Annotated in this window: 15 protein-coding genes; 8 read left to right on the forward strand and 7 right to left on the reverse strand. The window is 72.8% G+C overall.

Annotated features, from left to right (window positions below; translation table 11 throughout):
- Nucleotides 1-105: 105 nt before the first annotated feature.
- From AC0699_RS18845 to AC0699_RS18865, 5 genes are read left to right on the forward strand one after another with little or no spacing between them, the layout of a single operon-like run.
- Complete coding sequence (locus AC0699_RS18845; protein ID WP_478661370.1) at nt 106-1,371, forward strand: ABC transporter substrate-binding protein; 1,266 nt, start codon at nt 106-108, stop codon at nt 1,369-1,371.
- Complete coding sequence (locus tag AC0699_RS18850; protein WP_478661373.1) at nt 1,368-2,363, forward strand: carbohydrate ABC transporter permease; 996 nt, start codon at nt 1,368-1,370, stop codon at nt 2,361-2,363. Before AC0699_RS18845 ends, AC0699_RS18850 begins: the two co-directional genes overlap by 4 nt.
- Nucleotides 2,363-3,193 carry a carbohydrate ABC transporter permease gene (locus tag AC0699_RS18855; RefSeq protein ID WP_478661375.1) on the forward strand — a complete coding sequence of 277 codons (831 nt, stop codon included), beginning with the start codon at nt 2,363-2,365 and terminating at the stop codon, nt 3,191-3,193. The genes AC0699_RS18850 and AC0699_RS18855 overlap by 1 nt, the downstream gene beginning before the upstream one ends.
- A complete protein-coding gene (locus tag AC0699_RS18860) occupies nt 3,190-3,912 on the forward strand; it encodes an amidohydrolase family protein (protein ID WP_478661377.1) in 723 nt (240 codons plus the stop codon). The genes AC0699_RS18855 and AC0699_RS18860 overlap by 4 nt, the downstream gene beginning before the upstream one ends.
- A complete protein-coding gene (locus tag AC0699_RS18865; protein WP_478661379.1) occupies nt 3,909-4,661 on the forward strand; it encodes an amidohydrolase family protein in 753 nt (250 codons plus the stop codon). Before AC0699_RS18860 ends, AC0699_RS18865 begins: the two co-directional genes overlap by 4 nt.
- Before the next feature lie 104 nt (nt 4,662-4,765).
- Here the strand turns inward: AC0699_RS18865 and AC0699_RS18870 are convergent, their stop codons facing one another.
- The gene (locus AC0699_RS18870) at nt 4,766-5,749 is read right to left on the reverse strand and encodes an LLM class flavin-dependent oxidoreductase (protein WP_478661381.1); all 984 of its coding nucleotides are present in this window, start codon (nt 5,747-5,749) and stop codon (nt 4,766-4,768) included.
- Between the two features lie 82 nt (nt 5,750-5,831).
- Between AC0699_RS18870 and AC0699_RS18875 the strand changes: the two genes are divergently transcribed.
- Nucleotides 5,832-6,797 (forward strand): dihydrodipicolinate synthase family protein, encoded by a 966-nt coding sequence (locus AC0699_RS18875; protein ID WP_478661384.1) that lies wholly within the window; start codon nt 5,832-5,834, stop codon nt 6,795-6,797.
- A 125-nt stretch (nt 6,798-6,922) separates the two neighbouring features.
- On the opposite strand, the gene AC0699_RS18880 is transcribed toward AC0699_RS18875, so the two are convergent.
- Genes AC0699_RS18880 through AC0699_RS18890 form a run of 3 tightly spaced genes read right to left on the reverse strand, consistent with a single transcriptional unit; the run spans nt 6,923 to nt 9,602 of the window.
- Nucleotides 6,923-7,657 carry an amidohydrolase family protein gene (locus tag AC0699_RS18880; protein WP_478661387.1) on the reverse strand — a complete coding sequence of 245 codons (735 nt, stop codon included), beginning with the start codon at nt 7,655-7,657 and terminating at the stop codon, nt 6,923-6,925.
- Nucleotides 7,657-8,469 (reverse strand): hypothetical protein, encoded by an 813-nt coding sequence (locus AC0699_RS18885; RefSeq protein ID WP_478661389.1) that lies wholly within the window; start codon nt 8,467-8,469, stop codon nt 7,657-7,659. Before AC0699_RS18885 ends, AC0699_RS18880 begins: the two co-directional genes overlap by 1 nt.
- Entirely contained in the window at nt 8,466-9,602 is a 1,137-nt protein-coding gene (locus AC0699_RS18890; RefSeq protein WP_478661391.1) for a DegT/DnrJ/EryC1/StrS family aminotransferase, read from the reverse strand. Before AC0699_RS18890 ends, AC0699_RS18885 begins: the two co-directional genes overlap by 4 nt.
- A 131-nt stretch (nt 9,603-9,733) precedes the next feature.
- Here AC0699_RS18890 and AC0699_RS18895 point away from each other — a divergent pair, with 131 nt between their 5' ends.
- On the forward strand, nt 9,734-10,969 hold the full coding sequence (locus tag AC0699_RS18895; RefSeq protein WP_478661395.1) for a hypothetical protein: 1,236 nt from the start codon (nt 9,734-9,736) through the stop codon (nt 10,967-10,969).
- Nucleotides 10,970-11,044: 75 nt separating this feature from the next.
- A complete protein-coding gene (locus tag AC0699_RS18900; protein WP_478661398.1) occupies nt 11,045-12,130 on the forward strand; it encodes a mandelate racemase/muconate lactonizing enzyme family protein in 1,086 nt (361 codons plus the stop codon).
- A 65-nt stretch (nt 12,131-12,195) separates the two neighbouring features.
- On the opposite strand, the gene AC0699_RS18905 is transcribed toward AC0699_RS18900, so the two are convergent.
- Genes AC0699_RS18905 through AC0699_RS18915 form a run of 3 tightly spaced genes read right to left on the reverse strand, consistent with a single transcriptional unit; the run spans nt 12,196 to nt 19,054 of the window.
- Nucleotides 12,196-13,425: a cytochrome P450 gene (locus AC0699_RS18905; protein WP_478661401.1), complete on the reverse strand. Its 1,230-nt coding sequence runs from the start codon at nt 13,423-13,425 to the stop codon at nt 12,196-12,198.
- Nucleotides 13,422-15,521, reverse strand: coding sequence for a beta-ketoacyl synthase N-terminal-like domain-containing protein (locus AC0699_RS18910; RefSeq protein WP_478661404.1), 2,100 nt, complete (start codon nt 15,519-15,521; stop codon nt 13,422-13,424). Before AC0699_RS18910 ends, AC0699_RS18905 begins: the two co-directional genes overlap by 4 nt.
- Complete coding sequence (locus AC0699_RS18915; protein ID WP_478661406.1) at nt 15,518-19,054, reverse strand: non-ribosomal peptide synthetase; 3,537 nt, start codon at nt 19,052-19,054, stop codon at nt 15,518-15,520. The genes AC0699_RS18910 and AC0699_RS18915 overlap by 4 nt, the downstream gene beginning before the upstream one ends.
- Nucleotides 19,055-19,058 lie beyond the last annotated feature (4 nt).

A 19,058-nucleotide genomic window follows, 5' to 3' on the forward strand; every position in this document is an offset into this window, starting at 1 on the left:
AGGGAGCATTGACAGCCCAAAACAGCCCGGCTACTTTCGGCCCAGGCCGAAACTGCCGGACTCTTCGCTCGTTTCCCCAGGTCCCCAGGGCTTCCGGAGGCCCCCATGAAGACAGGGTTCAAGCGCGCCACCGTACCTCTCGCACTGCTCACGCTCACCACGCTCACCGCCGCGGGCTGCAGCGACGGCGACAGCGGCGCCGGATCGAAGAAGGTCACCGTCTGGATGTACCCGGTGATCATGGATCCGAAGGCCAACACCGCGTACTGGGACGGCATCGAGAAAGGCTTCGAGGCGGCGGAGAAGGGCGTCGATCTCACCATCGAACAGCTCCCCTGGGAGAACAGGGACCAGAAGCTCGCCACCGCCTTCGGCAGCGGCAAGGGCCCCGACGTGGTCCTGCTCGGCCCCGACCAGATCCCCCAGTACCAGGCCAACGGGGCGATCCAGCCCGTCGACCGGGCGATCGAGGACGCGAAGAGCGCCTTCCGCCCGGCCGCCCTGGAAGCCATGACCCAGAACGGAAAGATCTACGCGGCGCCGATCTACCACACCGTCACCAGCACGCTGTACAACAAGAAGCTGCTGGACCGGGCGGGCATCACCGAGCCGCCCGCCACCTGGGACGCCATCAGGGCCGCAGCCCCCAAACTGAAGAAGGCCGGCGCGACCACGCTCGACTACTCCGCGAGCAACGAGGCCTCGCTCAACATGAGCTTCTACCCACTGCTGTGGCAGGCGGGCGGCAAGGTCTTCGACGACAGCGGCAAGAAGGCCGCGTTCAACAGCGCCGAAGGCGTCGAGGCGCTCAGCTTCCTCGTCGACCTCTACAAGGGCGGCTCGGTACCGAAGTCCGCGATGAACAACGCCAACCTCTTCACCGACCAGGCCCTCGGCAAACAGCAGGTCGCCATGGGCTACACCAACACGCCCGCCGATGCGGTCCTGGCCGAGAAGACCTGGGGGAAGGGCAACGTGATCGTCGGCCCCGCTCTCACGGGACCCAAGAAGCAGGTCTGCTTCGGCATGCCGGGCGGACTCGGCATCAACGCCAGGTCCAAGAACGTGACAGGGGCCGAGAAGTTCATCGCGTACATGACCCAGCCCGCGCAGATCGAGTCCATGGGCAAGGCAGGCGGCTTCTTCTCCCCGCGTACGGATGTGACGGTCCCCAACGACAGCGCCTACGCCAAGGAGTACCAGGAGGCGCTCAACCACACCTATCCGGGTGAGCCCAACCCGGCAGCCCGTCAGCTGATGGCGCTGATCAGTCCGGAGATCCAGGCCGCGCTGACCGGCAAGAAGAGCCCGAAGGCCGCGCTGGACGCGGCCGCCGCGGAAGCCGACGACCTGCTGGCGCGTCAGCGTTGAGCAAGGTCGTCACCGACGAGGTCGCACCGGACGAGGGCCTGCCCGGCGAGGGCGGCGCACCGCGGAAGGGCAAGTCCCGCACGCCCCGCGAGGGCGTGCCCGGTGCGGCCGCCGCCCGGAGCCGGATCGCACGGCGGCGCGAGGCCCTCGCCGGCCTCGCGTTCGTCGCGCCGATGCTGGTGCTGTTCGTCGTGTTCCGCTTCGGGCCGACGCTCGGTGCCGCGTTCCTGTCACTCACCGACTACCGGCTCAGCGGCGAGTGGACGTTCATCGGGGCCGGGAACTACACGCGCCTCCTCGAGGACGACCTGTTCTGGGAGAGTCTCGGCGTCACCGCCGTCTACACCGCGCTGTACGTCCCGATGACCGTCGCCCTCGCCCTCGGCACCGCCGTCCTGCTGCACCGCACCCTGTGGCTGCGCGGCTTCTTCCGCGGGCTGTTCTTCCTCCCGTACGTCACCAGCATCGTGCTGGCCGCGGTCATCTGGAAATGGCTCTACGAGGTCGAGGACGGGCTGCTCAACGCCACCCTCCGCGTCCTGGACCTCGGCCCCGTCGACTTCCTCGGCAGCGAATCCCTGGTCCTCCCGTCCATCGCCGCCGCCTCCGCGTGGAAGGGCTTCGGCTACTCGATGCTGATCCTCCTCGCCGGGCTGCAGTCCATCCCCCGCGAAGTCACCGAAGCCGCGACCATCGACGGCGCGAGCGGCTGGCAGCGCTTCCGCTGGGTCACCCTGCCGCTGCTGCGGCCCGTCCTCTTCTTCGTCCTCGTCATCGAGGCGATCCAGGCCTTCCAGGTCTTCGACGCGATGTACGTCATGACCGCCGGCGGCCCCGTGCGCGCCAGCTACTCGCTCGTCTACTTCCTCTACGACTCCGGCTTCAAGTTCTTCGACTTCGGCTACGCGAGCGCCGTCGGCCTGGTCCTCTTCCTCGTCGTCCTCGTCTTCTCGCTCATCCAGCGGCGGCTCATCGGAAGGGACACGGACTGATGGCGGCACCCTCCGCGCAGAAGGCCGCGGCCCGGCTCAGGCTCCCCGTCCTACTGGTCCTGGTCGCGTTCGTGACCGTCACGCCCTTCGCGATCATGGTGCTCGTGGCGTTCGCGCCGTCCGGCGGGCAGACCCTGCCGGGCGCCTTCGACATCACCCGGGCGACGCTGAGCAACTTCACGGACGTTCTGGAGAACGCCGACATCACGCGCTGGGCGGTCAACTCGCTGGTCTACTCGCTCGTGTCGGTGCTGCTGATCCTGCTCTTCGCCTCCATGGCCGGATACGCCTTCGCCAAGAAGCGCTTTCCCGGCCGCGAGCTGCTGTTCTGGTCGTTCCTGGCGACGCTCATGGTGCCGTTCCAGGCCACCCTCATCCCGTACTACATCCTCGTCTCGGAGCTGGGCGGCGTGGACACGTACTGGGGACTGATCGTGCCGACGCTCGCCAATTCCCAGGCCGTGTTCCTGATGCGGCAGTTCATCGTGCAGCTGCCCGACGAGCTGTTCGAGGCCGCGAAGATCGACGGGGCCTCGGAGTGGCGCATCTACACCACGATCGTGGTGCCGCTGATCCGGCCCGTGCTCGCCACGCTCGGCGTCTTCGTCTTCCTCTGGCACTGGAACGACTTCCTCTGGCCGCTGGTCATCGGCCAGTCGGAGCAGATGCGCACGCTCACCGTGGGGCTCGCCACGCTGGAGGGCGAGAACGTGACGATCAACCAGATCATGGCCGGTGCGACCATCACCGTCATCCCCTGCCTGCTCGTCTTCGGGCTGCTCCAGAGGTATCTGACCGACTCGATCGCGACCTCGGGGCTCAAGTCGTGACGGCCGCGACGGCCGGCGTCGTCGACATCAACCGGATCCTCGGCCCGCTGCCCCACGACGACGTACCCAGCCGCGACGAGAGCGGCCTCGTCAAGGAGCTGGAACGGCTGAGGATCGACGCGGCCTGCGTCGTCCACTCCCACGCCGTGTACGGCGACCCGCGGGACGGCAACGCACCGCTGGACCTCATCGCCGACGAGCGGCTGCGGCCCGTCCCCGTGCTCGTCCCCGGGCCGCTGGGCACCGGCCACTGGACGGGCGGCGGGGCCCCGCTCGTACGGCTCTGCCCCGACCGGCACGGCTGGTCCGCCACCGGTCCGCAGGCCCTCTGCCTCACCGCCGCGTTGTCCCGGGCGGGAGTCACGGTGCTGCTCGGCTGGGAGGCCGTCACCGCCGCCGACGTGGATCTGCTGGCCGGCACCCGGCCCCGGCTGCGGATCGTCCTCACCGGCACGGGCTACCGCAGCCTGCGCGAACTCACCGAACTCCTCGACACGCACGAACTGCTGTACGTGGACACCTCCACGCTCGCCGGACACCGCCAGGTCGAGTGGTTCGCGCAGCGGTACGGCGCCCACCGCGTCCTCTTCGGCACCGGCGCCCCCGTCACGGACGACGCCGGCCCCCGTCATCTCCTCGACACGCTCGATCTGCCCGACGACGACGCGGCCCTCGTCGCCGGCGGCAACGCCCTGCGGCTGCTCGGCGGGGAGCCGTGATCACCGACGCCCACGGACACATCGGACGCTGGCACGCCTTCGCCATCCCCGACGGCTCCGCCGACAGCCTGGTAGCCATGATGGACCGGTGCGGCGTCGGCACCGCCTGCGTCTCACATCTGCTGGCCGTGGGCCCCGACGCCCGAGCCGGGAACGCCCTCCTGCTGGAGGCCCTCGCCGCCCACCCCGGCCGGCTCCTCGGATACGCCGTCTACAACCCGCACGACCGGGAGGCCGCCCCACGGCTGCGCGAACTGCTCGACGTGCCCGGAGTCATCGGCGTCAAACTCCACCCAGAGGTCCACGAAGTCGCCCTCGACCACCCCGGCTACACCCCCGCCTTCGAAGCGGCCGGAGACCACGGCCGTATCGTCCTGGCCCACAGCCAGCACGGCAGCCCCTGGGCCGACGCCCGGCACTTCACGGCCGTGGCGCCGCGCCACCCGGACGTGCCACTGCTCATGGGCCACTCGGGACTGTTCCCGCAGGGCCACGGCCCGGCCGCGGAAGCCGCCGCCCGCTGCCCCAGCCTGGTCCTGGAGACCTGCGGGTCCCGGATGACGGCCCGCCACCTCGCCCGCCTGGTCGCCGAGGTCGGCGCGGACCGCATCGTCTTCGGCTCGGACGCCGTCTTCCTCGACCTGCGCATCGGGCTGGGCCGGGTGCTGCTCGCGGACCTCGACGAGAAGGACCGGGAGCAGATCCTGCACGGCACGATGGATGCCCTGCTGAACGGGATTCGCCCATGAGACGGACGCCTGGAGGGACGCGGCGGTGAGCGGGCCGGAGTGGCCGGTGAGTCCGAGCGGTGAGTCCGAGCGGTGAGATCGGGCGTTGGGTCCGGGCGTTGCGCCTAGGCGTTGAGGTCCCCGAACGCCTCGATCGCCCGCAGCGCGTCCGCCTGAGGCATCCCCGGCGGCTGGACCCGCAGGATCAGCCCGTCCGCGCCCATCTCCGCGTACCGCCCGATCCGTTCCCGGCACTCCTCGGGCGAACCGATCACCGACCGCGCCACGATGTCGTCCCACTGCTGCGCATAGCGCGCGGCATCCATCGATGTGCGCTTCCAGTCGCCGTACGCGTCGTACAGACCCCGCAGCGGCCGCTCCAGGGCCGCCCGCGCCTGCTGCGTCGTCGCCGCGGCGTATCCCTCGCGGCAGACGATGACCTCCGCGCCCAGCGAGCGCGGCCCCTGCGGATACGAGCGGTACGCGCCGATCTTCTCCGGCAGTTCCTCGTCGGTCTCGTTGAACGACGTGGTCCAGCCGTCGCACACCCGGGCCGTGCGCTCCAGCGCGGCCGGCACCCGCCCGCCGTTCCAGATCCGCGGCCGGGGGGTCTGCACGGGCCGCGGCGAGAGGTACGCGGCCTCCACCTCGCTCCAGCGGCCCTTGTAGGTCACCTCGTCCTCGGTCCACAGCCGGGTGAGCAGCTCCAGACACTCCTCGAAACGCGGCACCCGCTCCTTGGGCTCCGTGCCGAACAGCGTGAATTCCTCAGGCCGGTAGCCCAGCACGAACCCGGCCGTGAGCCGCCCGCCCGACAGCACATCGATGTGCGCCAGCGTCTCGGCGAGCCACACCGGCTGATAGACGGGCGCGATGAGCCCGGCCGTCGCCAGCCCGATCCGGTCCGTGTACGCGGCGAGATACGCGAGCGAGGTGAGCGCCTCGTGATAGCCGGGCCGGTGCAGATGGCGCTCGCCCAGAACGACCCAGGCGAAACCGGCCTGTTCCGCCAGCCGCACCTGCTCCACCGCGTCGGCGAGCCGCGGCCGGTCGGCCTCGTCCGCGTAGAGGTTGACGTACAGGCCGAGGCGCATGTGGCGCTGTTCCATCGCGACGAGGCCCTTCCTTTACGGTCCGGGCCGTAAAGGCTAGCGTAACGGCCACGACCGCAACAGACGGGAGAGAACGCCCATGTCTGCGACGGACCTTCTGGTGCGCCGGCTGCGCGGCACCGTGCTGCCCGCAGTGGCAACTCCCATGAACGCGGAGGGAGTAGTGGACCTCGAAGCGCTGCGCGGTTACGCGGAGCGCATCGCCGAGGGCCCCATCGGCGGTGTCGCCGTATGGGCGCACACAGGGCGCGGGCTGTATCTCTCCGAGGCGGACCGCCGGCGTGTCCTGGAGGTGTGGCGCGCGGCGGTCGACGGGCCGGTCGTGGCAGGGGCGGGGGTGCCGCGATCGGCGCGCGTCGCGGGACTCCGCGACGCGGTGGACGCCACCGTGGCGATGGCGGTGCAGGCGGCCGAGGGCGGCGCCGACGCCGTCATGGTCTATCCGCTGGCGCAGCTGGACGGCGACGGCGACGCGGCGGTGGCCCTGCACGAGGAGGTCGCCGCCGCCAGCGGGCTGCCCGTGCTCGGGTTCTTCCTGCACGGTGAGGCGGGTGGCTACCCGTACCCGCCCGAACTCGTGAGCCGGCTGCTCGCACTCCCTTCCGCCGCCGGCATCAAACTCGCCACCCTCGACCGGGCGATGGCCTGCCAGGACGCGATCCGCGCGGCGCAGCCGGGCGGGAAGCTCGTCGTCACCGGCGAGGACCGGATGTTCGGGCCCTCACTGATGTGGGGCGCGGACTCGGCGCTCGTCGGCATCGCGGCGGCCCGGGTGCCGCTGACGACCGCGGTGCTCGACGCGTGGCGGGCGGGTGACCACGACGGGTTCGTGCGTGCCTCGGGCCGTCTCGACGCCTTCGCGGAGGCGACGTTCCTCGCGCCGATCGAGGGCTATGTGCAGCGCATGCTGTGGGCGGCGGTGTGGGAGGGGCTGATTCCGGAGGAGGCGGGGCATGATCCGTACGGGCCGCGGCTGCCGTCGGCGGAGCGGCGGGCTGTGGTGGACTGTCTGGAACGGCTGGCGAAGGAGCCGGACGCGTCATAGTCTGGCGGCCGGTGTCGGGGCGCCTGCGCGAAGCTTCGCCCCGGACCCCGCGCCTCGATCTCCCTCCACGCCCCGCGGGCGTGTGTGCGGGGGATCCCGCCGGGGCTCGAAATGAGCCCCGGGCGTCAGACCTTCAGGTCGAACAGCTCCGCCGCGTTCCGCCACAGCACCCGGTCCAGTTCGTCGTCCGTGAACTGCGCGTCGCGGATCACGCCCAGCGACCAGCACGGGTCGATCAGCGTCGCATCCGTACCGAACAGCATCCGCTCCACCGGCACCCCGGCCTCGCGCGCGTACGCGATCCGGCCCGCGTCCGCCGCCGTGCGGCAGTGCTCCAGGTACAGGCCGTCGCAGGCGGCCGCGGCGTGTGCCGCCTCGCGCCAGGCGTCGCCGCCCGCGTGGCCCATGATCACGCGCAGTCCTGGCCGGGCCGCCAGCAGGTCCGGCAGCAGGGTGACTTCACGACCCCAGGTGTGCAGGAGCAGCGGTACGCCGGCCTCCGCGACGACGTCGAACGCCTCGGCCATCTCACGGGAGCCGGGAAGCCGCCCCGGGTAGTGGGTGTGGATCTTCGCTCCGACGAACCGCCCGGAGTCCAGGCAGCGCCGCAGGTCCGCCGCGCTCTCCTCGATCCGGTTCGGGTTCACCACGGCGTAGCCGTACAGCCGCGGCCGGGAGGCCAGTTCCTTCAGCAGTGCCGCGTTGCCCGCGACCGCGTCGTACACGACCGCCTCCGACGCCGACACCAGCTGCAGATCGATGCCGTAGCGGTCCATCTGCCGCAGATTGGTGTCCGCGTCGCCGCAGGTCAGGTGGAACTGCCAGCGACCCACATGGGCATGCACATCGATGATCGGCATCAGGCGAGCAGCTCCTCGACGTTCGTGGTGGCGATGGCGGCGCGGTCGTCGTCGGAGATGGCGGCGTACCGCAGCCGCAGTGTCAGCGGAGAGATGTCCATGAAGGGCGTGCGGGAGCCGAAGACGAGGTGGCGGGCGCCCACCGAGTCCACGACCCGCTCGATGGAGTCGGGCCCGGACAGCAGCCGCGTGGTGACCTTGAACCCCGGCTCCTCGCGGGCCAGCAGCAGGAAGTCCGCCAGCAAGTAGGCGTGCAGATCCAGGAAGATCACCGTGGCGCCGCGGCCCGCGAGCGGCGGTCCGTAGCGGCGCGGGTCGCCGTCGTGGAGCAGCACCATCCCCCGGTCGAGGGCGAGATCCACCACGCGCCGGTAGCCGGGGAAGCCGGGGTCGGTGGCCTGGTCGACCGTGAACAGCCGCAGGAAGCGCACGCCGGCGGACGTCAGCTCGTCCAGTCGTTCCTCGGCGGTCAGCGCGTCCCGGACGTCGACCGTGCCGACGGGCAGCAGCTCCGGACAGTCCGCCAGATCGCGCAGCGTCTCCTCGTTGCCAGCGCCGTCGTCGAACAGCGGACCGCGGGTGGACAGTGCCAGCGCCCCGGCGACGGTGGAGCGGGCGAGCCGGTCGCGGACCTCGGCGAGCCCGGTGTCCCGGTGGTGCCGGGGCCAGGGCCCGTACAGCACGTCCACGTCCCAGCCGATGTGCTCCTGCGGGGCCGGCGTCAGCCAGTCGCACGCGCGCAGCCAGTCGTGCCGAGCCGTCGTGCCAGGGCCTGTCCCAGGGCCTGTCCCAGGGCCTGTCAGGGTGCTCATGGTGCTCCCACCTCGCCCAGCGCGCGGGCGATCCGGTCCACATCGCCTTCGGTGTACGCCTCGTTCCACTGCAGCACCAGCAGCGTACGGTCGATCAGTGTCTCCGCACGGGGACACAGGCCCGGCGGATGGCCGGACAGTGCCGGATTGGCGTACAGCGGCCGCTCCAGATAGCCGGGGAGAGCCGGGACGCCCGCCGCCTGAAGTCCTTTCGCCCAACGGGAGTTGTCGTCGACGAGGAGCGGCACCACCCACCAGGCGTGCCCGGCGCGGCTCTGCCGCGACGGCATCCGTGCCTCTCCGGACAGCCGTCCGTCGATCGCCGCCGCGAGCCGCTCGGCCCGTTCGCGTCGTACGCGTACGACCTCGGCGACCCGGGTCAGCTGGACGCGGGCGACCGCCGCGACGAGTTCCGTCATCCGGTAGTTGAGGCCCATGGTGCGGTGGATGCGGCCTTCGGTGCGGTCCCAGCCCTTGTCCATGAACAGCCGCATACGACGGGCCAGTTCCGGGTCGTCGGTGATGCTGAGCCCGCCGTCGCCCGCCGTGATGTGCTTGTACTGCTGGAGACTGAAGCAGGCGATGTCGCCGACGGTGCCGAGCAGACGCCCGGAGGGGTCCTCGCCCAGCCACGCCTGTGCGCAGTCCTCGATCAGCAGCAGCCGGTGCCGGTCGCAGATCTCCCGCAGCCGGGCGATGTCCGCGGCCCCGCCGAAGAGATGGACGGCGATCACCGCCCTGGTGCGCGGGGTGATCGCCGCCTCCACCGCGTCCGGGTCCAGATTCCCGTCCTCGGGCCGTACGTCCGCGAACACCACCCGTCCGCCCTGTGCGAGGACCGGCGCGACGGTGCCGAAGTCCGAGATCGGTGTGGTGATGACCTCGTCACCGGGGCCGACGCCGGCCGCGGCGACCGCGAGATGGACCGCGGCCGTGCCGGAGCTCGACGAGACGGCCTCGGAGCGCCCGTGCAGCGCGGCCATCTCCGCCTCCAGCGCCCGGGCTTCCCGGCCGAACGCCCCGCACAGGACCGCCGAGTCGAGGACGCGCAGCACGGCGGCGCGTTCCTCCTCGCCGAAGGTCCTGCCGCGAGGTTCGAGAACTGTGGGCAGTGGCATTTCCCGTTGCGGCATCGGGGGATTATCCTCTCGGCAGCACGCGATTATGGCCTGGGCCGAAAGTAGAACTCCCGTCAGCGGCCGTCAATCGGGCGTCAACCTCAGCTGATCGTGCGTCAACCCCCCAGCAGAACGGAGACCGGGCCATGCCGCTCACGGTCGGCGTGATAGGCCCCGAGGACCTGGTCCACAAGGTGGTCGCCGTGGCCGGTGGCCAGGCGGGAGCGGCCCAGCTGCTGCCGCTTCCGTACCGCCACGAGGACGAGACGGCGGACGTCGTCACCGCGGCCCGTTCCTCGGCGGACGCCCTGCTGTTCACCGGCGTGGTCCCGCACTCGCTCGCCACCGCGGCCGGCATCCTCGACCGCCCCGCGATGTACGTCCCGTACAGCGGCGCCACACTGCTGCGGGCCCTCGTCGAACTGCTCAGGCTCGGTCACGACGTGTCCCGCGTCTCCATCGACACCCTGCGCCGCGACGAGGTGCTGGAGACGCTCACCGAGGCGAAGCTGCCGACCGAGCACGTGCGGGTGCTGCCGTACCGGCCCGGGCTCACCTCGCAGGACCTGGTCGACTTCCACCTCGACGCGCGGGACACCAAGGAGTCGAGAGTCGCGATCACCTGCCTCGGCTCGGCGTTCCATGTGCTGGAGCACCAGACCCACGCGGTACGGCTCGCCCCGTCCCGGCACTCGATCCTGGCCACCTTCCAGGCGCTCGTCCTGGCCACCGCCGGACAGCACAGCGGGGACGCGCAGGTCGCCCTCGGCATCGTCGACCTGCCGGGCGCGGACGACCGGCTGGCCGAGGACGTACGGATCCTCGGCGGCAGCCTCGCCGATCTCCCGGACGGGCAGCGGCTGGTCGTCACCACCCGCGGCGTGCTGGAGAAGGCGACCGGGCAGTTCACCCGCATCCCGTTCCTCGACGCCCTCGCCGCCCGGCACGGCACCGCGCACGTCGGCTTCGGGCTCGGGCGTACCGCCGCCGAGGCGGAGGCGCTCGCCCGCCGCGCCGTGAACCGGGCACGGTCGGTCGGCGCCGCCGCGGCCGTGGTGTCGATGGCCGACGACGTCGACATCGTCCTCGACCCCGGCACCGGCGACCTGGAGGCACAGCCCGCCGCGCCCGAGAGCGCGGTGCTGCTCGCCCGCCGCGTCGGCCTCAACCCCCAGACCCTGGACCGGCTGCGCGAACTGGCCGCCGCGGACCGGGGCGAGGGCCTCACCGCCCACCTCGTCGCCGAGCACCTCTCCGTACAGCAGCGCACGGCCCGGCGCATACTCAAGCGGCTGGAACGGGCGGGCGTGGCCGTCCCGACCGGAAGCCGCCAGGAGGGACAGACAGGCAGGCCCCCGATCGTGTACCGGGTCCGGCTGTAGCTCGTTTGCGGACGGCCGCCGCACGGGAAGTTACGGTCCGGACCGAAACGAAGTATTCGAAGGAGCTGAGCCGGCTTGAGGATCGCCTCGTTCCACACCCGTGTCGTCCGTGCCCCCTACCGCCGCCCGTTCGCGATCAGCAGCGGCACCAGCCCCGAACTCGTCACCCTGCTCGTCGAGGTAAGGACCACCGACGGGGCCTGCGGCTTCGGCGAGGCCTCCCCGATGACCGCGTACACCGGCGAGACCCTCGCCGGTCTGCGGGCCGCCGTCACCGAGCACGCCGCCCCCGCCCTCATCGGCCGCGATCCTCGCGACCTGGCCGGAGCGCACACCGCGATGGACGCCGCGATCCGCGGCCAGCACCTGGCCAAGGCCGCCCTCGACCTCGCCCTCCACGACCTCGCCGGGCGCTCCGCCGGCTGGCCCGCGCACCTCCTCCTCGGCGGCGCCGTCACCCGCCGGGTCCCCACCACCTGGGTCGTCGGCCTCGGCAGCCTCGACGAGACGGCCGAGGAGGCCGCCCGGTACGCCGGGCTCGGCTTCCCCCACATCAAGCTCAAGGGCGGCGAGGACCCGGAGCGGGACGTCGAACTCGTCGCCGCCGTACGGAAATCGATCCCCGACACGGTCGAGCTGTCCCTGGACGCCAACGAGGGCTACGAACCCGGCAGCGCGGCCCGTACCGTCGGCCGCCTCGCCGACGCCGGACTCGACCTCGTCGAACAGCCCCTGCCCCGCTGGGACCTGGCCGGGCTCGCCGCCCTGCGCGCCCAGGGCGGAGTACGGGTCATGGCCGACGAGTCCCTCCAGTCGCTCCACGACGCACTGGAACTCGTCCGCCGGGGCGCCGCCGACGTGCTCAACATCAAGATCCTGAAGGTCGGCGGCCTCTACCGGGCCCGCCAGATCGCGGCCCTCGCGGAGGCCGCGGGCCTCGCCGTGAAGATCGGCACGATGCCGGAGCTGGGTGTGGCCACCCTGGCGGCCGCACACCTCTCCGCGGCGCTGCCGCACGCGACGGTCCCGCCGGACCTGGTCGGCCCCCTTCTCGTCGAGGAGGAGCCGCTCGCGCCGGAGGCCTTCGCCGCGACGGCGGACACGGGCCATGTGGAGCTGACGGACCGGCCGGGACTGGGCCACGGGCTGACGTCGCTGTGAGGCGGCGCGGGGTCAGGGCCCTGTCCGGCGGATCCTGCTGATCCGGCCCGATCCGAAGAAACCTTCTAGCCCGCCGGTGCGAACGACACCGGAAGCGACCCCACCCCCCGGATGAAGTTCGACTCCAGCCAGGTCACCGGGCCCGTCACCGCGAAGGAGGCCACCTGCCGCCGTAGTTCGCCGAGCAGCGTCCGGATCTCCACCCGGGCCAGTTGCGCCCCCAGGCAGAAGTGCGGGCCGTGGCCGAAGGTGACGTGCCGGTTCGGGTCGCGGGCGAGGTCGAAGACGTACGGGTCGTCGAAGGCCCCCTCGTCGAAGTTCGCCGAGGCGCACCACAGCGTCACCGCGTCCCCCGCCGCGATCCGGACTCCGCTCAGCTCGGTGTCGGCCGTCGCCGTGCGCCCGATGTGGGCGACCGGGGTCGTCCAGCGCAGGATCTCCTCCGTGGCCGTCGTGACCAGGTCCGGGTCGGCGCGCAGCCGTTCCCACTGCTCGCCGTGCGAGGCCAGCGCCAGCAGCCCGCCCGCCATCGAGAGCCGGGCGGTCTCGTCGCCTCCGATGATGAGGTTGTAGCAGTTGAAGAGGACCTCCTCCTCGGACAGCGGTTCCCCGTCGACCTCGCTGCTCACCAGCAGGCTGATGATGTCGCTGCCCGGCGCCTCCCGCCGCTCGGCGGCCAGCCGTGTGTAGTACTGCATGATCTCGCTCTGCGCGATGCGCGCCTCGATACCCGCGACGCCACCGTCATCGCCGTGCTCACCGAGCATCGCCGCGCTCGTCAGCTCCAGCACCCGCGCCCGGTCGGCCGCCGGCACCCCCAGCAGCTCACAGATCGCGCGGAGCGGGATCTGGGCGGCGACCTCGGCGACGAAGTCGCCCTCGCCGCGCGCCACCAGCTCCGCGAGCAGCTCACGCGTGGAGACGGCGATCGACTCGGTGATCGGGCCGAGGGCGCGCGGGCCGAAGCCGCCGGTCAGGAGGCGGCGCAGGGCACCGTGCCGCGGTGGATCGGTGACCACGAGCATCTTTCCCGCGCCGTGGTCGTACCCCTTCAGCAGCGTGCCGAGCATGTTGCCGCCCTGCGAGCTGAACGTGCGGGTGTCGCGCAGCGCGCGCTGCACGTCGGAGTGCCGGGTGACCACCCAGAACGCGTCGACGGCCGCGCCGAGAGCCGGGTCGACGCGCTGGCGGCGGACCGGATCGGTGCGGCGCAGCGCGTGCCAGAGCGGGCCGAGGTCCTGCCGGACGTGCAGCCGGGGATCGAGCAGGTCGACGTCCTCGATCGCGTACGTCATGCCCCCGCCTCCGCCTCGAACTCGTCCAGGAGCGCTTCGAGCGAGCCCGCGCCACCGGACCCGGCCGTGGCGCGGTCCGCGACGATCCGGTCCACCATCTCGTTGAGCGTCAGCTGCTCCAGGAACAGTTCGATGGGTACGTCCAGACCGAACTCGTCACCCAGCCGCCCGACCAGATGCACGGCCGTGAGGGAGTCGCCGCCCACCGCGAAGTACGTCGCATCGAGGTCGCCGGGCCGGCCGTCGAGCCCGAGGGTCTCGCGCAGGACCGCGGAGACGGCCGCGCGCAGCCCGCCGTCCGCGGGAGCGGCCGCCTCGGGTACGCCGGGTACGCCGGTTGCGTCAGCCACGCCGGACACTCCGGGCGCCCCGGGAGCGGAGACCGGCACGGGAACCGGGCCGAGCCGCAGCGAGCCGAAGCTGTCCCCGGCGAACGGATACGCAGGCAGGCTCACCCTCCGCACGCCGGTGCCCGGGTCCGGCTCCGGCCAGTCGACCTCCTCGCCCTTCAGCCATGCCTCGCCGAGCGGGTGCGGCGCGCCCACCGGTGCCGCGCCCCGGGCGAGCCGCTCCAGCTCGGCGACCGCCTCGGGAAGACCGGTCGCCGTCACATACGCACGGGCGGCGAGCGGGGTGCGGCCGGTGCGCAGGGTGTGGGCGGCGTCGGCGAGGGCGGGCGCGTCCGGTGCCCCGAGGGCCCGGGCCAGTTCGCCTGCCAGCGAGGCGAGTCGGTCCTCCGTACGGGCGGAGAGCGGCAGGACCTCGACGGTGTGCCCGGCCGGCTCCGGCCGGGCCGGCCGGCGTGGTGCCTCCGCCAGCACCACGTGCACGTTCGTCCCGCCGATCCCCACCGAGCTGACCCCGGCCAGCCGCGGCCCGCCGCCCGCCGGCCGTGGCCAGCTCTCCGCCCGCTCGACCAGCCGGAACGGCGAGGCCGGCAGATCGGGGTGCGGGCGGGTGACGTTCACCGTCGGCGCGAGCGTGGCGTGCTCCAGCATCAGCACGGTCTTGATCAGTGCGGCGACCCCGGCCGCGGCGTCCAGATGCCCGATGTTCGACTTCACCGAGCCGATCCGGCAGTCCGCCGAGCCGGCCAGCGCCGCCGAGGCCGCGGCGATCTCGATCCGGTCGCCGAGCTGTGTCCCCGTGCCGTGCGCCTCCAGATACTGGGCCAGGGCCGGTTCGAGTCCGGCGGCGGACCAGGCCTCCGCGATCGCCGCGGTCTGCTGGTCCACACCGGGCGCCGTGAAACCGACCTTGGCCGCCCCGTCGTTGGTCACCGCCGTACCGCGCAGCACGGCGCGCACCGGATCGCCGTCCGCCAGCGCGTCCTCCAGCCTGCGCAGCACGACCACACCGACACCGTGGCCCGGTACGGTCCCGGCCGCGCGCTCGTCGAACGGCCGGCAGCGGCCGTCCGGCGAGAAGATCCCGCCCTCCTGGTGGACGTACCCGTGCTTGTGCACGGAGCCGACGGCGACGCCGCCCGCGAGCGCCGTGTCGCACTCCCCGAGCAGCAGTGCCTGCGCGGCGAGATGCACGGCCGTGAGGGACGTCGAACAGGCCGTCTGGACGGTCATGCTGGGGCCGTCGAGCCCGAGCCGGTACGACACCCAGGGCGCCAGGAACTCGCGGTCGGTGAGGATCCGCACCTGCATCGCGCCGATCGACGTGGCCAGCCCCCGGTCGGTCTGCGCGGCCAGCATGTGCTCGGTGGGGCTGCCGCCGACGTACACGCCCGTACGGACCGGCGCCGCGTCCCGCGGTCCGTGACCCGCGTCCTCCAGTGCGGCCCACGCGGTCTCCAGCAGCAGCCGGTGCTGAGGGTCGAGCGCGGCGGCCTCGGTGCGGTTGAAGCCGAACAGCTCGGCCTCGAAGCGGTCCGCGTCCGGGAGATGGCCCTGGGCGGGCACGTAGCCGGGCAGTCTCGCCTCGTCCGGGTCCACACCTGCCGCGTCGAGTTCGCCGGGGGTGAAGTCCGTGAGGGAGCAGACGCCGTCCCGCAGATTCCGCCAGTACGTGCGGAGGTCGGGGGCGCCGGGGAAGCGGCCGCTCATTCCGGTGATCGCTATCGCGCCTGCGGTCACTTCGGTCATCGCGTGGTGCCTTTCCTGGATCGGAGCCGCTGGGCGGCCGCGGCCTGTCGTGCGCGTCGGTCGGCGCCGCGTTGCGCGTGGCCGGCGGGGCCGGTGTCGGGTGTCGCGTCCCGTTCGAGCCGGGCGGCGAGCGCGGAGACGGTGGGATGGCGGAAGAGGTCGACGAGAGCGATGTCCGGGCCCGTGCCCGATCCCGCCTCGGGGCCCGTGTTCGTGCCCGCGTCCGTGCTCGCGTCCGGGCTCGCGCCCGCGGACCGCTCCCTGCCCGGGCCGGCGCCGGTGTCCGGGCCCCCGTCGGCACCGGAGAGGGACTCGGGTCCCGATCCGGGTGCGACGGCGATTGCCGGCGGTCGGCCGGGCCTGGTGGACGGGTCCGGCTCCACGCTGACGGCCGGGTACGCAGCGGGCCCGGTGGACGGCTCCGATCCCGCGGAGTACCCCCGCCCGGCGGAAGGGTTCGCTCCGCCGGAGCGGGCCGCTCCGGCGCCGGGAAGACCCGCGCGCAGGGCCGCGAGCACCGCGAGCAGCCGTACCGAATTGCCACCCAGCTCGAAGAAGTTGTCGTGGACGCCGACCCGGTCGACGCCGAGGACCGAAGCCCAGACCCCGGCGACGAACTCCTCCACCGCGGTGCGCGGCGGGGCGTACGACTCCGCCAGCTCCGGGCGTACGGAGCGCGGTTCGGGCAGCCGGGACCGGTCGATCTTCCCCGAGCGGTTGAGCGGCAGCTCGGCCAGGCGGACGAAGACCTCCGGAACCATGTACGCCGGCAGCTGCTCGGCGAGACGGGCGCGCAGCGCGCCGTCCGGCGTGTCCTCCGCCCCGACGACATACGCCACGAGCCGCTGTTCCCCGCCGCTCCCGCGGACGGTGGCCGCCGCCACCGTCACACCGGGGCACGCGGCCAGCGCCGTCTCGATCTCGCCGAGTTCGACGCGGAAGCCACGCAGTTTCACCTGGGTGTCGGTGCGGCCGAGATAGTGCAGCACACCCTCCGAGTCGAACCGGCCCAGATCGCCCGTGCGGTACATCCGCGAGCCCGGCGGCCCGTACGGATCGGCCACGAACCGCTCGGCCGTCAGCCCGGGCCGCCCGAGGTAGCCCCGCGCGAGCGAAGCTCCCGCGACGTACACCTCCCCGACGACCCCGGCAGGCACCGGCCGCAGCCGCGCATCGAGCACGTACGTCCGGTCGCCGGGCACGGAGTCCCCGATCACCACCGGCTCACCGGGCCGCAGTTCGGCGGTCGTCGAGTAGACGGTGGCCTCGCTGGGCCCGTACGCGTTCAGCACCCTGCGGCCGGGCGCGCTCAGCCGCGCGACCAGCTCGGCCGGGCACGCCTCGCCGCCGACCGCGATCGTGCGCAGATGGGGGAGCCCGGTCAGGGGCGAGGGCAGCAGCATCGCGGCGGACGGCGGCAGGAAGACATAGGTGATCCGCGAGTCCCGCAGCCGCGCATGGAGCGCGTCGCCGAGCCGCTCGTCCTCCTGCGCGATGTGCAGCTCGGCGCCGGCGGCCCAGGCGAAGAACAGATCGGACACGGCGACGTCGAACCCGAACGACACGTACTGCAGCACCCGGTCGTCACCCGTGACCGGGAACCGCTCCCGCACCGCCACGGCCAGATTCGCCAGCGCACGGTGCTCCACGGCGACGCCCTTCGGGACACCGGTGGAGCCGGACGTGAACAGCACGTAGGCGAGGTCCTGGGGCGCGGGTGCGGGTGCGGGCGCGGGCGCGGGCCATGACGGCCCGCCGCGCGCAGGGTCCGGTCCGGTCCCGTCCGGCATCCGCAGGACCTGAGGGCCGAGGCCCGCCGCCTTCGCCTCCGTCTCCGCGTCCGCGAGGAGCAGCGTCATGCCCGAGTCGCGGGCCATGACCGCGAGACGCGCTTCGGGGTGGCCGGGGTCCAGCGGGACATAGGCGGCGCCCGCGCGGAGGACGGCGAGTGCGGCCAGGGCCATGTTCGCCGAGCGGGGGAGCAGCAGGCCGACGCGCGTGCCGGGGCGGGCGCCCGAGGCGTGGAGGCGGGTGGCGAGGGTGTCGGCGCGGGCGAGGAGTTCGCGGTACGTGAGGACGACGGACCCGCACACCAGGGCCACCGCGTCGGGGCGTTCCGCGGCCCGCGCCGCAACCAGGTCCGGGACGAGCAGCCCCGTGGCCGCGGCCTCGGCGGAGCGGTCGGCGCCCGCCAGGACGGACCGGCGCTCGTCCTCGGGGACCGCGTCCACCGTGGACAGCGGCGCGTCCGGCCGCTCCAGCAGCCCGTCGAGCAGCGTCCGGAAGTTCCGCACCCAGCGCCGTACCGTCGACGGCTCGAACAGCTCGCTGCGGTGGATCAGCTGGGCCACCAGCTCGCCGCCCCACCGCTCCACATGCAGATGCAGATCGAACTTCGCCGTGTCCAGCGCCAGCTCGATCCGCTCCGACTCCGCACCGGCCAGTTCGAGCACCGGCTCCGTGTCGTCGTCGTACGCGAACACCGCCTGCACCAGCGGGTCATGACTCGTCTCCCGCACCGGCGCCACCGCGTCGACGACCGCCTCGAACGGCGCGTCCTGATACGGCTGCCCCGCCAGCAGCCGCTCCCGCAGCCGCCCCACCAGCTCGCCGAACCCCGGGTCCCCGGACAGGTCCACACGCAGCGCGAGGGTGTTGGTCAGCATTCCGACCATGTCCTGGAGCTCCGCCCGGTCCCGGCCGGAGACCGGGAACCCGATCACCAGGTCCTCGCCCCCCGACAACCGGCCCAGAAACGCGGCGTAGGCGGCGAACAGCACCATGAACGGCGTCGCCCCCTGCTCCGCCGCCACTTTCGCGATCCGCTCCCGTACACCCGCGTCGAGCACGAACCGCACCGCGGAGCCCGCCGCCGACGGAGCCGACGTACGCGGCCGGTCCAGCGGCAGCGCCATGGCCTCGGGCGCGCCGCTCAGCTCGTCGGCCCAGTGCGCGACGGCCGCCGCGTACTCCCCGCGCCCGAGCCGATCGCGCTGCCAGGCGGCGAAGTCCGGGTACTGGAGCGGAAGTTCGGCAGGGGAGCGCGGCAGGCCCTCGAGCTCGTCCTCGTACGCCGCCGACAGCCCGCGCAGCATGATCTGGAGCGACCAGCCGTCGCACACCAGATGGTGCGCGACCAGCAGGACCCGGTGGCTGCCGTCGGCCACCGCGTACACCGCGCCGCGCAGCAGCGGCCCGGTGCCCGTGTCGAACGGCCGCCCCGCCTCCGCCCGCATCAGCCCGGCCACCTCCGCGGCCGCCACATCCCGCTCCACCCGCAGCTCGGCCCGCGCCTCGGCGGCGACGATCTGCACCGGTTCGCCGCCGGGCCCCGCCCTGAAGACCGTACGCAGCGACTCGTGGCGTTCGACCAGCGCGTCCAGCGCGCGGCGGAACGCGGCCACGTCGAAGGGCCCGCGCACGGCGAAGGCGGCGGGCACGTTGTACTGGGCGGTGCCGGGGTTCAGCTGGTCCAGGACCAGCAGCCGCCCCTGCGCGGCGGAGACGGGAAACTCGTACTCCTCGATGTCCATGGCG

It is taken from the genome of Streptomyces sp. NPDC043870 (assembly GCF_056435785.1).